General features: G+C 39.9%; 12 protein-coding genes. 11 read left to right on the top strand and 1 reads right to left on the bottom strand.

Translation table 11 applies throughout. The features are described 5' to 3' along the window. Positions 1 to 54: 54 nt before the first annotated feature. The gene (locus AC1ECB_RS02900) at positions 55 to 702 is read left to right on the top strand and encodes a 4'-phosphopantetheinyl transferase family protein (protein WP_485667378.1); all 648 of its coding nucleotides are present in this window, start codon (positions 55 to 57) and stop codon (positions 700 to 702) included. Between the two features lie 707 nt (positions 703 to 1409). Next, complete coding sequence (locus tag AC1ECB_RS02905) at positions 1410 to 1838, top strand: flavodoxin (protein WP_485667379.1); 429 nt, start codon at positions 1410 to 1412, stop codon at positions 1836 to 1838. A gap of 149 nt (positions 1839 to 1987) precedes the next feature. Here the strand turns inward: AC1ECB_RS02905 and AC1ECB_RS02910 are convergent, their stop codons facing one another. Next, positions 1988 to 2998 (bottom strand): DUF3231 family protein, encoded by a 1011-nt coding sequence (locus tag AC1ECB_RS02910; RefSeq protein ID WP_485667380.1) that lies wholly within the window; start codon positions 2996 to 2998, stop codon positions 1988 to 1990. Positions 2999 to 3207: 209 nt separating this feature from the next. Between AC1ECB_RS02910 and AC1ECB_RS02915 the strand changes: the two genes are divergently transcribed. From AC1ECB_RS02915 to AC1ECB_RS02955, 9 genes are all read left to right on the top strand, one after another. Beyond that, positions 3208 to 3702 carry a peroxiredoxin gene (locus AC1ECB_RS02915; RefSeq protein WP_485667381.1) on the top strand — a complete coding sequence of 165 codons (495 nt, stop codon included), beginning with the start codon at positions 3208 to 3210 and terminating at the stop codon, positions 3700 to 3702. A gap of 222 nt (positions 3703 to 3924) precedes the next feature. Next, on the top strand, positions 3925 to 4617 hold the full coding sequence (locus AC1ECB_RS02920) for a nucleotidyltransferase domain-containing protein (RefSeq protein WP_485667382.1): 693 nt from the start codon (positions 3925 to 3927) through the stop codon (positions 4615 to 4617). 13 nt (positions 4618 to 4630) lie between these two features. After that, a complete protein-coding gene (locus AC1ECB_RS02925; RefSeq protein WP_485667383.1) occupies positions 4631 to 4780 on the top strand; it encodes a hypothetical protein in 150 nt (49 codons plus the stop codon). A 638-nt stretch (positions 4781 to 5418) separates the two neighbouring features. Then, positions 5419 to 5844: a YmaF family protein gene (locus tag AC1ECB_RS02930; protein WP_485667384.1), complete on the top strand. Its 426-nt coding sequence runs from the start codon at positions 5419 to 5421 to the stop codon at positions 5842 to 5844. A gap of 659 nt (positions 5845 to 6503) precedes the next feature. Further along, the gene (locus AC1ECB_RS02935) at positions 6504 to 8099 is read left to right on the top strand and encodes a sigma-54 interaction domain-containing protein (RefSeq protein WP_485667385.1); all 1596 of its coding nucleotides are present in this window, start codon (positions 6504 to 6506) and stop codon (positions 8097 to 8099) included. A gap of 512 nt (positions 8100 to 8611) precedes the next feature. Beyond that, positions 8612 to 9970 (top strand): MFS transporter, encoded by a 1359-nt coding sequence (locus AC1ECB_RS02940; RefSeq protein WP_485667386.1) that lies wholly within the window; start codon positions 8612 to 8614, stop codon positions 9968 to 9970. Between the two features lie 31 nt (positions 9971 to 10001). Beyond that, complete coding sequence (locus AC1ECB_RS02945) at positions 10002 to 10670, top strand: class I SAM-dependent methyltransferase (protein WP_485667387.1); 669 nt, start codon at positions 10002 to 10004, stop codon at positions 10668 to 10670. A 527-nt stretch (positions 10671 to 11197) separates the two neighbouring features. Next, positions 11198 to 12364, top strand: coding sequence for an amidohydrolase family protein (locus tag AC1ECB_RS02950; protein ID WP_485667388.1), 1167 nt, complete (start codon positions 11198 to 11200; stop codon positions 12362 to 12364). Positions 12365 to 12431: 67 nt separating this feature from the next. Beyond that, positions 12432 to 13010 (top strand): amino acid synthesis family protein, encoded by a 579-nt coding sequence (locus AC1ECB_RS02955; protein WP_485667389.1) that lies wholly within the window; start codon positions 12432 to 12434, stop codon positions 13008 to 13010. Positions 13011 to 13030 lie beyond the last annotated feature (20 nt).

The following is a 13030-nucleotide window of genomic DNA, read 5'->3' on the forward strand; positions in this document are numbered from 1 at the left end:
AGAAGTATAGGCACTCAATTTTTGAGTGCCTATACTTCATGGTGATTAAATAAAATGGATAAAGTGGAAGTTTATGCGATGTCCATCGCTGCGATATTGGATAGACCAGTGGACGAGCTGTTGCCTTTGTTTACGCGGGATCGCCAGGCGGAAATTTTAAGATTTCGATTTAACGCTGATCGCAACCGGACGGCCTTTGGTGAGTTGATGGCAAGACATCTATTATCGGAAAGAACCGGTGTGGCTATAGAAAATATTTCATTTGGTCGTGATACACTTGGCAAACCGTTTTGCAGGCAGAGTGAGTTTCAATTCAATATTTCGCATAGTGGTAAATGGGTTGTGTGCAGTATTGGCAAAATTATAAATGGCGTCGATGTTGAAACTGCTCAGGAAATCGATATGGCGATTGCTAAAGAACATTTTTTAGTCAATGAATATAATCATCTGCTGATGATGCCGGAAGAGGAACGGAATGCTGCGTTGCTGAAATTATGGACAGTCAAAGAAAGCTATTTAAAATATACCGGTGAAGGATTAAGCGGGGGATTGGCTTGTATTGATTGTCTGGCTTTATTGCGGGGCGACGATAGGGTAGCTGCTAAAAATTTTGTCTTGCCAGACGATGCTGTTATTGGTATTTGCACATTAAAGGAACTATTACCTAACAAAATTGAATTTTTTGCCCCAATAACTGGATGAAGAGAGTTTGCCAATTGAGGTAAAAGCACTGCAAGCAAAAGATGTCAAGACTCCCGCCTCTACAGGCGGCGTTAATTCAAGTGGAGTAGACTTTCTATCTGAATCCCCAATGTTTCAGCTATGCTGAAACGAGTTCACTTTGGCCAAAAATAGCAAATTTCCCAAAATAATTTGACTTAAAGGGAAAGCAATACCCGAAAAAAATTCTTGACAACACGATGAATGTTTGTAATAATATAAACAACGAAATTAAGAATGATTATCATTCTTAATTGATAAAATGACGATTTGAGTGTTGTATACCAATAGGCAGGCTCAAAGTGGGTGTAGTGACTATGAAATATAGAGATTACTTGTTGCTTTGCTGATGTTTGGTATACTGCCTATTAGGGTTATTTTGTAATCTGGGCGGTTTGAAAGAGGTCAAGTTTGAACGTGTTAAGAAGTACAGGGTACAGGAAAGAAAAAAATTTAACTACATATTGAGAATGAGTATTAATATCATTTATAAAATAAAAAATAGATAAATTAAATAAAAAAAGGGTGGTTATTATAGAATAAACAATCCGGAGATAGTCCATAGTTATTGTTTAAATATAAATATCTCATTATATTAATACTGGTTATTTGCGGAATTTTAAAAAGTTTTAGAGGGTAAAGCTGATGGGATTTACCTAGCAGTTGATTATATAAAAGGGGAAATGTAAATGAAAAAAATAGTCGTTATTTATTGGAGCGGGACAGGGAATACCGAAGCAATGGCCAAGGCTGTCGCCGAAGGAGCCCAAAATGAAAATACTGAAGTTTCTTTACTTAGCGTATCGGAAACTTCTATTGAAGATGTCATAAATGCAGATGCTGTTGCACTGGGGTGCCCGTCTATGGGGGCTGAAGTTTTGGAAGAATCGGAAATGGAGCCCTTTGTATTGTCAATTGAAGGAGTAATTTCTGGTAAACCTCTAGCTTTGTTCGGTTCATACGGTTGGGGAAATGGTGAGTGGATGCAGGATTGGGTACAAAGAATGCAGGGCAGCGGTGCAAAAGTTTTGGGGGAAGGCCTGATTATTATGGAAATACCTGATCACCAAGGCCTTGATAAATGCAAAGTGTTAGGGAGTAATTTAAGCAAGGCATAGGATGAAACTGTGTTCTTGTAATTCAGAATAAGAGAATATATATATATATATATAGTTGTAAACATGTTTTGATGAAACAAGGAGCTGTCGCACTAAAAATTTAGGGTGGCAGCTTTTTTCTTCGGTGTGTCCTGGCCTGGCATATTTTTTTAGTGCAGAGCTTGTAATTCCTGGTGATCAACTACCTTGGGCGCTTCTTCCATCCATTTGTTATCGATCAAAAGCTTCGCCCCGTCTGCCGCATATTGCCCAGTTTCTGCCGCCAAACGCAGATACGTTGTCTGGAGATCTTTCCGGCTGGCAGTAGCCGTGTTTATCCCACAAGCCGCAATTCCACCTTGGTTCAAGAAGGCTACATGACTCAGCATAAGTTTGTCGGAATACGGGGCAGTAGTTGAGCTTGTTACACCCCAATCCCAAGGTGCCGGAACGGGAATATCTTCCTTGCGCAAGATAGAACATAATATGTCGATATGCTTGTTGGCAATTTCTACACCTTGCCACATGTATTGACGGACCACAGCTGACTCTGCCGTTTGGGCAAAACCTGTTAACAGAGATTTACCGATAATATTGTTCTGTATGTTCGTATTTAGCACACCGATTTCAAGTGCCAACAGGTTGCGCTCTCCAGCACTGAAAAATGACCCCATAAAGTCTTGCCCCTGAACAAATTCACGCTTCTTGTCCACAGCAATATATGGCGCGCGGATGTAAAGACCCCTATCTAATAAAAGCTTAGTCGCCTTGTCATCCAAATCCAAAACGGCAATGGTAACATCACGGTATAAGTTGCGGACATCAGCGCGGGTCACGCCTGCTAACGCAAGGCCGTTAGCCACCATTCTGATATTGACTTTGGATTTAACATATTGTAAACGGAATATACTTGAGTATAAGGCTGGAGCATCGAAATTGACATCAAAATCAGTGAAGCCAACCGGTATAGGCAACTCTTCCTTCTCAAATATTCGGCGCATTTCGGCAATGTTTTTTTCTAGAAAAGCTATGGATTCTACTATTAATGCATGCACTTGTGCATCTTGCTCATGCTTTGCGTGCATCTTCTCTACGCAAAGCGACATGGAGTCAATCTGATAGTTACTCCACAGTATGCCAATTTCTCCGGAAGTTAACGGGGGTTTATGTTCAGTCGCCATCTATAACACTCCCTAAGTTTGGGCTGATACGGTTTGTTTTCTTTATTAATAGGATAGCCTCTAACTGGCGATCATATTCCATTGATAGAGAGCTATAGGAGTTTTTCTGATTGGGATATTGCACCTAGAGAAGCAGTGATCAAAATGGAACTATCAAAATATCGTTGGCAACATTTTCAGCAAATTCAGGATTCATTTGACGAAAATATATGTTTTTAGGAATTTTGAAGGTATTCTGTGGGACAGCGGGACAGTATCCTAAAGGTAATACGGCAGGGTGTAGCAAAGAAGCTCAACAATTTGCTGAATTTTATGCAGCAATCACTGCTTGCGGTGGAAAAATCATTGGGATTAGCCGAGATAGTCAATCATCACATGAAAAATTCAAAACAAAATTCTCTCTGCCATTTACGCTGCTTAGTGATATTGATAGTACTGTATGTAACCTATACGAAGTGATTAAAGAGAAGAATATGTATGGTAAAAAAACTATGGGTATTGAACGATCTACTTTTATAATTGATCAGGAGGGCATTATCCGAGATATTTACCGAAAAGTCAAAGTTAATGGGCATGCAGCACAGATTGTCGAGTCACTAAAAAAATATCATCATCACAATATTATAAAAATTTATGAATCGGACTATAAGGTAAAGCTGAAAAAAGTGCATCATGATTGTAATTATAACCATAAAGGTATATAATTTATATGTCAAGTTATAATCGCTTTCTTTGGCCCAGCACTAAGCTGGGGTATTTTTTTGCCTTCTGCCGGGTTGGGCTGGTGGAATGGGACAGGGGACGGGATTTTTGACAATGAAAACTATGAATGTCGATAACCCCGTCCCCTGACATCCATGCAGTAGAACAGGCGGTAATTTAAGCATCTTGTACTCAACTGACAATGTATGCTTGGATGGAATACCTTGAATAAATTACGAGGTGAGAAGATGTCCTTTTTTATAGATGATTGGATAGATGAACTTGTAATAAAAATAAAAAATGAATATGGAGATAGGGTTACTTTTATCGGCTTACAAGGAAGCTACAAACGAAAAGAAGCAAGTGATAGCAGTGATATAGATATTGTAGTTATCCTGAATGAGCTAACTATGAAAGATCTGAAAAAATATCGAGCTATAATTTCCCAAATGCCTTATAAGGAAAAAGCCTGTGGATTTATTTCCGGACAAAGTGAAATTTCAAGTTGGGAAAAATCTGATTTATTTCAATTCTATTATGATACGCAGCCAATCTATGGCAGCATAGACTATTTACTGTCGCTTATTAACAAAGAGGATGTTAAACGTGCGATAAAAATAGGTGCGTGCAATTTGTATCATGCGTGCTGCCATAATTTCATCTATGAAGATAGTTCCGAAATGTTATCGGCACTTTACAAGTCGGCATTTTTTATTTTGCAAGCTAAATATTTTGATGAAACAAATCAATATATAAGCAGCAAGACAGATCTGGAAAAACATTTAAATGGGATAGATAAAGAGATACTGAATATTTGTATGGATAGAAAAAAGCTAACTGCAATGGATGGGACGGATTTAGTCTTATATTATGATAAAATCATCTCTTGGAGTAGTAACCTTTTACAAACCTACTGATAAGGTGGTAAGCATGAAAAAAGATTTATCAGAAATGTCATTGAAAGAATTGTGGGAGTTGTTTCCCATTATTCTAAAAGAGTACATTCCCCAATATAAGAATGGTATAAAATCGAAGAAAGACAACTTTTTAATTGAGATGATGACTGCTGAACGTCGATAACCCCGTCCCCCTGACACCTATTGATGAAAAAGCCAGAAAAAAAATTGCAGCCAGTAGAAAAGACATTGAAGACGATGTTATTGTATAAGCATGGTTCTGGTACAAAAAACCAAGCCATGATATAATTTTACTCGAAATTTGAAAATGGTAAGATGATGTCTCAGCATTTGTTTAAGTGGAAACATAATGTTTGCGTCCGCTGGTACCTTAAGTAACCACTCAGTTATAGAATAATGGTTGAGATATGATTAGAAAGGGACAAGTTGAAGAAATTCAATTTGTCCCTTTCTGAGGTTGAATTTATAAACAAGGTTATGGGTAACGCGGCTTGATATTTTAGTAAAAGATGGGGGTTCTTTGTCTTTGTATAACTCTCGCACCAGAACCCGGGAAATATGCAGTGGTGTAATAGTCAATATCTGAAGAACTTGATCGGCTGTATAAAGAGGGAAAAGATGCAACGGACACTATCCAGCGCTTTGGGGAGGTATTAGAAGAATTTTTGTTATTCAGGCAGCAGGGAGGCAAAGAACGAGTCGAACCTTAAACAAAATATATATTTATACAAAAAAAAAGGCATTATGTAATCACTTATCCTAAATATAATGAATATTATGTTGATAAAGGAGGTGAAAATTTTGAGTGAAGAAACTCAGAGACAGCATTATTATGTAGAGCCCACTTGCGAAAGCATAGAGCACAATCATGCCTTTATCACTATCGCGGATGTAGCCCGCGATCACCAACATGGCATTCTGGGAACAACCGGTCCGGCCATCTATTCAGGCCACAGTCATTTTCATCGTATTTGTGTTCTTACTACTTCTGATCCGAAAGGTGGACCAATTCATTGGCATGTAGTTGATGTGGTTACAGGGCCAGCTATTGAAGTGGCAGGAGATGAACACACACATCAATTCTGCGGTGAAACAAGCTGTGTACTTGGGCATACACATTCCTTCAACGGTACGACAGACACTGCGCCAGATAAAAAAAAGAAATGTGACTGCGATCATAAAGACTGTGATCACGATCATAAGGACTGTAAGCGCGAAGATGATTAATTGTTAAGACCTCTTTGGGGGAGTTTATAGTGACAGATAATGAGCCGGTTGGGGTGGATTTGCCATCACCTTGCCCGGCTTTTTTTTTGTTGAGTGGAGTGGACACGAGATTGATAGTAACCGCAGTTATAACAAATAAAGTGCTGCTGTGGTACTGAGTAAAGCAGGCTTGGCATGAATGATGCTAATTATTAATAAGGGCGCATGAGTATTTTCATAAAGCCCCAAAAACAAGAAATGAATAGCAAAGCAAGTGACTAAAAATGAATCATCTGAAGAAAAAGAAGAGGATTAATATATTGAGTAAAAAAAAGGCAAAGCAAAGCTACCCTATAACAAAATGAAAAATAATTTGAAGGTTTTTAGCAAAAAGTGGCAAATATATAGCTATAATGTAATTTTTTGTTGAAAGATTAAATTTTATATACATTACTATCTTCATATCGACTAAAGGAAACCCAAGAATGGTTGGAGTGTTAGCTCAATAATTTTTTTGCCTTAGGGTGGTACAATTTTCACTTGACAGATACATTGAATATGATTCAATAAACTTGTAACGCCAAGAATGCAGTGGTAACGTAATTGGTTTTAGTTAATTCGTGCCTTGGCAAGAAAAATACTATAGTTCTACAAGATTTTTTGGTCAGGGGAGATATGTATTGAAAAATCGGGAGTTATTAAAGCAGTTATTTGAAATGTTGCCGGTTATTGCACGTATTTCCGGGGGGTTTGCGACTGTAACCGACGCTGCTGGTCATAGGTTAAAAACAGTGGATTCGAATGGGCAGGAAGAACCGGAATATATTGGACAGATTTACGATCTTGCGGTAAAAGCTTCGCAAAGTCAAATGCCAGTTTTTGGGGAGTCGCAGTTTATTAAAGGCGCTGATGCATTGGCAATATCTATTGGTGAATATGTTGTTGCCTGTAGCAATATTGAACGTGTGGAAAGAGATAAAAAACTGTTGGAAGCACTTACAAATGCTTTACCACTAATTGCTAGAGTCGCAGGTGGTGAAGCAGTCTTGTTTGACAAACATGGACAGAGATTGGACAGTGTTGATCATAACGGCAGGCATAAGCAAAATTTTATTGGAAAAATGAGTGAAAGTGCTCGTGAAGCTATGGCAACACAAACCCCCATGATTGGAGCATCGATATCAGTGCCTGGTGCTATGGCGGTGCGTATTCCTATTACCAAGGCATATGGGTTGGGTTTTAACAATGAAGTATTTGTTTCACAAAAGCACAAGCTTGTTGATGAAATGAAAAAGTATCAATATGCCCGTTACACTTTTGACGACCTTATTGGTGAAAGTGATAGTATCGGGCATTGCAAAAACATGGCGAAGTACATTGCTCAGAATATATCATCTGTGCTTATCTATGGGGAAACTGGTACTGGCAAAGAATTGTTCGCCCAAGCCATTCATAACGTTAGCGATCGCCGGGATCGCCCATTTGTGGCGATAAACTGCAGTGCTTTGCCGGCTTCTTTAATTGAGGGCAACTTATTTGGTTATGTTGAAGGCTCATTTACCGGCGCGAAAAAAGGTGGAAGTCCGGGAATTTTTGAAGGGGCAAACCATGGAACGGTTTTTCTTGATGAAATTAGTGAAATGAACCTTGATTTACAGGTAAAGCTGCTGCGCGTCATTCAGGAGCGGGAGGTTACCCGTATCGGAAGTACGAAACCAATACCGATCGACGTTCGTATTATTTGTGCGACAAATAAACACTTACGACGTCTTGTTGAAGAGAAAAGTTTTCGTGAGGATCTGTTTTATCGTATAAATGTTGTCGAATTGAAAATTCCGCCCTTGCGGGATCGGTCTAATGACGTTATTCTTTTGGCTAAACATTTTATAAAGAAATATAATCAAGTTTTAGGGAAATATATTGCCAAGATTTCTCCAGAGGTAACTGATATATTTTGTAGTTATAAATGGCCCGGTAATGTTAGGGAGTTGCAAAATTGTATCGAAAGCGCACTAAATATGGCAAGTGTCAGTGACAAATCTTTGACTGTCAGGCACCTTCCTTCGCAATTTCATTCTACTCAACATTTCAGCCATGTTACTGACAAAACAACAAATGTCAACTTACGAATGGCGTTGCGTGACGCTGAAAGGAAAATTATTGCAGGCGTCCTGGAAGAGGAAAGGGGTAATCGCAATAAGGTTGCTAAGCGCCTGGGAGTTAGTGTAACGACACTTTGGCGCCGGATGAGGGATCTAGGAATTATGCAAGATTGAAATGTATTTATTGTGAATATGCGTGTTTATGTAGAAAAAAGTAGTAATCGTGATGATGTATTTCATATTTGAACTATATACTTTGCAATATTGCAAGGTATATAGTTTTTTAGTGGTGCGTTTGCTAGTATCATTAGTGAGCTCGCTTTTTTTTATTCGCCTTGAATATTAAAAATCAAATGACTTTTGAATATTGGAAAAATATAAAAAGTTTTTTAGAATTGGCATGAAAAATGCTTGTGTATAGAGCAGGATTGAAAACGGGCAGTTGCGTTAAAAGAGATCCTTACTGTAAAGGTGTGGGGAGACCATTTGAGTTCCGCCCATCATAGCTATAGCCGATGACGTCTAAGCTAAGCTGTGGTTGGTGTGTAGATAGATTCATTGCTAGACTCCATAGCAATAATAACTGAGAAAAAATGAACATGGTGCAGCAAGATGGGAAATGCATGAAAGAATTAAGCGTTTTCCAAAGAACTGGAATCCATAAAAAATTAATCTGAGGTGTTATTATGAATAACTATGGAACACCAGTAACTGTAGCAGCAAGGCTTGATAGGCTGCCCCTTTCCAGATTTCACTACAAGTTACTAACTATTAATGGGTGCGCCTGGGCCTTTGATGCGTTTGATGTTGGATTGGTAACCTTTATTGCGACTGCGCTGATCCAGGCATGGAATTTAAGCTCGGCTCAGGTTGGTATTTTATTGAGTTCAGGCTTGTTCGGTATGATGGCTGGAGCTTTTTTATCAGGTCCGGCAGCAGACAGGTTTGGTCGTAAGGCAGTTTTTCAATGGACAATGTTGCTGTTTTCTGTTGCTTCATTGGGTTGCGCGTTGGCTTGGGATTTTACTTCGTTAATTTGTTTTCGTTTCTTAGTTGGCTTGGGGCTTGGAGGAGAAACCCCTGTCGTTACTGCATTAATGGGAGAATTTATTCCGGCAGGCGACAGGGGGAAAGTTCAGGGATTGATTAATACTTTCTGGGCATTAGGCTGGCTTGCTGCCGCAGCTCTTTCCTACTTTATTATTCCGGGCATTCAGGATGGTTGGCGCTGGGCTTTTGTTGCCGGGGCCTTGCCAGCACTTTATATTTGGGTAGTTCGCCGGAATTTGCCAGAATCCCCCCGTTGGCTTGCTCTGCAGGGGCGAGATAAGGAAGCTTTGGAAATTGTAGAACAGATAGAGACAAAGATAGCGAAAACCAAGGCTATTCCACCGGTAACTGAAGCCAATTTGGCGGCTGTTTCCGTCGCAGGTAAAGGCTCTATTGGAACTTTATTTTCAGAGAAGTACCGGCAAACAACGGTAATGCTTTGGGTACTATGGTTCTTGGGAATGTTCGGCTATTATGGGCTTTTTGCCTGGCTACCCTCATTGTTGGTTAAGGCTGGTCATAGCATGGTCAAGTCATTCCTCTATATGGTTATTATGCAGTTAGCTTATGTACCTAATCAGATTTTGTGCGCATATGGCATGGATAAAGTTGGAAGAAAAAAACTACTGACAGCCAATCTGCTGTTGGCAGGAGTAGCTACAGTGATATTTGGTTGGGCCTTAGGCTTTGGTGCTTTGGAAATTAGTTCTGTTATATTTTTGGGAGTAGTAACATCCTTTTTCGTATCAGGAATATGGGGGATCACCTATACCTATACGCCAGAACTTTATCCTACCAGTATAAGGGTAACAGGAACAAGTATGGCGGCGACTTGCTCACGTGCGGGGTCTATGTTGGCTCCGTTAGTCATCGGCTATGCCCTTAACTTTATTGGCGTTACCGGAGCAATTGCCATTGTTGCTGGTGCATTCGTATTTGCCGGTATTGTAGTAGCTACCTTGGGAAGTGAAACCCGAGGACAGGGTTTGCAATAAGCACCGATTTTTTAAAGGAGTAGATGAATATATGCGAGACAATAAAACCTCCCAGGCAGCAAACGAGTATGATGCCAATGTCCATAAAACTATTCCACGGTATCATTTGTTTCACGAAGAAACTTTGGACTTGGTTAAAGTAGCTGTGCCCAAACCTCAGTCTTGGCTGGATACTGGCTGCGGCACAGGAACTCTTATTTTAAAAGCACTGAAATGTTTTGGACAAATAACGTTTGTAGCAGCAGACCCGGCAGAGGGTATGATAAGGATTGCACAAGAGAAGCTAGTAAATAATGATATAACATACATGGTAGAAGGCAGTGAAAATTTGTGCTGTAATGACAGCTTTGATGTTGTGACCGCCATAATGGCTCATCATTACTTAAATGATGAGATGCGCAGAAAAGCAACTCAAAACTGTTACAAGATGATTAAAAAAGGCGGTGTATACGTTACTTTTGAGACTATCAGACCAAACAATAAATTGGGAACGCAGATTGGCCTTCAACGCTGGCAGAATGCCCAATTGCTGAACGGAAAAAGATCTGAAGCGGTAGATAAGCATATAAGCCGGTATGGGATTGAAATTTTGCCTATTACTATTGAAGCACATATAAATCTTCTAAAAGAAGTCGGTTTTTCGACTGTTGAGATTCTATGGGTTTCAGGTATGCAGGCAGGATTTTATGGTATAAAATAATTGGATTTGGGTGCTTAGATTGATGCTCGTTTCCGCTCGGCAGAAGTTCATATCTGTTGAGTGGGAACGAGCATCTCTAGGTTTACCGGAAAGAAGGAATTAGTTGACGACACTTTGTCATTGGGATGAGGTGCCTAGGAATATTGCAAAATTGAAATGAATTTATTCTAAATATGCGCGTTTAAGTACATGAAAGTAGCTAATTTGAAGATATATTTCATGTTTGAAAGGAAAACTTTGCAATGTTGAAAAGTTTTCCTTTCTTAGCGGTGCGGTTGCTACTATGCTTAACAAGCCGCTTTTTTAAAAATACTTTGAATACTTGAATTCAATGGCTTTTGAATATTGAGAAAATAGTAAAGTTTTTGCTTTTTATGAATTGGCATGAAACATGCTTATAGTAAATAATGTGATTGATTATAAAGAATGGTTACATTGCTGTTGTGCCGCGGACACGATACCGACATTTGTAATTTAACCCATAAGGAAGTTGCAAGTTCCTTCAAAAATATAAAGGAGTGATTTATATGACAACAGTACTAACCAACATTGGTATCCTCGTATCTGGGGACATCAATAATCCGATTTTAAAAGGAAATACCATTTTAATTAAAGATGGTAAAATTGCAGCAATCGGGGACAAAAAGCTTTTGGATCAGGTTAAAGCTGAAAAAGATGTTAAGAAAATTGATATTGGTGGCATGGCTGTAATGCCTGGATTTATTGATTCCCATGTTCATCCAGTTATTGGTGATTTTACTCCCCGTCAAAAAATGCTTGATTTTATCGGCAGCGCTCTACATGGCGGTGTAACTAGCATGATTTCAGCTGGCGAGTGTCATACTCCCGGCAGGCCCAAAGACCCGGCAGGGGTAAAAGCGTTAGCAATTTTGGCTCATAAATCATTTGAAATCGCTAAACCGGGCGGAGTTAAATTCCATGGTGGTGCTGTTATTCTTGAAAAAGGCCTTACGGAAGCTGATTTTGCTGAAATGGCAGCAGCTGGCGTTTGGCTTGTTGGCGAAGTTGGACTGGGAGCAATCAAAAAGCCGGAAGAGGCTGCTCCTATGGTTAAGTTGGCTAAGAAACACGGCATGAAAGTTGCTATGCATACTGGTGGGACTTCTATTCCTGGAAGTTCAACCGTAACGGCTTCTGATGTTATTGCAGTTAACCCTGATGTTGTTTCACACGTAAACGGCGGACCTACCGCCATTTCTCCCGCAGAAGTAGATAAACTGATCGACGAAACTAATCTAACTTTGGAAATTGTTCAATGTGGCAATATTAAAGTCGCTGATATGGTAGTGAAAAAGCTTGCTGCAAAAAAACAATTAAATCGTGTAATTTTCGGTAACGACGCACCTTCAGGAACAGGCGTTATTCCTCTCGGCATTCTAAGAAATATCGCCCAAATTGCTGGCATATCTGGAATCCCCGCAGCTGAGGCCATCGCAATGGCAACAGGCAATACTGCTAAGACCTTTGGTTTAAATACAGGCATGGTTGCTGTGGGTAAAGAGGCAGATTTGGTTATTGCCGATAAACCGATGGGCTCCGTAGGTAGCAATGCGCTGGAAGCATTGGAAGCCGGTGACCTATTGGGTATCTCAATGGTGCTTGTCAATGGCGAAATTATGTTTACTAAGAGTCGCAACACACCTCCCGCGGAACGTAAGGTAACTGTAATGTAAAAGTATAGTGAGTAGGTACAACAATTCTAAAAAAATACAAATTTTAGGAGTAAATGGAGGTTTTACAATGAAAATTCGCAAGATCGTGACAATCGTAGAGGAAGCAAAAATGGAAATGGGTCAAACTTTGGAAAAACCGATACGCAAGGCAGCAGCAGTTGCGGTTTTTGAAAATCCGTTTGCGGGTAAATTTATTGAAGACTTGACACCACTTACTGATGCCAGCGTTGAGCTTGGTGATATGCTTACGAAGAAAGCAGTTGCAGCACTGGAGATTGCTCCGGAGGAAGTTGAAAGCTATGGTAAAGGCGTTATTGTTGGTGAAAATGGTGAACTAGAACATGCTGCGGCTTTAATGCATCCGAAACTTGGCAAGCCTATGCGCGACAATATCGGTGGCGGTAAAGCTCTTATTCCTTCAGCCAAAAAAGTTGGTGGTGTTGGTACAGCTCTTGATGTGCCGCTTGGTTTTAAAGATGCAGCTTTTGTACGCAGTCATTTTGATGCAATGGAAGTCCGGGTTTCAGATGGGCCGCGTGCTAACGAAATAGCTTTGGCTGTTGTAGTTACAAGTGGTGGACGTCCACTTCCACGGGTTGGCGGCTTGAAAAAGGAAGAAGTAAAAGGTGAAGACGGACTGCGTTAATTGACACTTGACGGGGGTAA

The organism is Sporomusa sp. 246TCP1 (genome assembly GCF_057319775.1).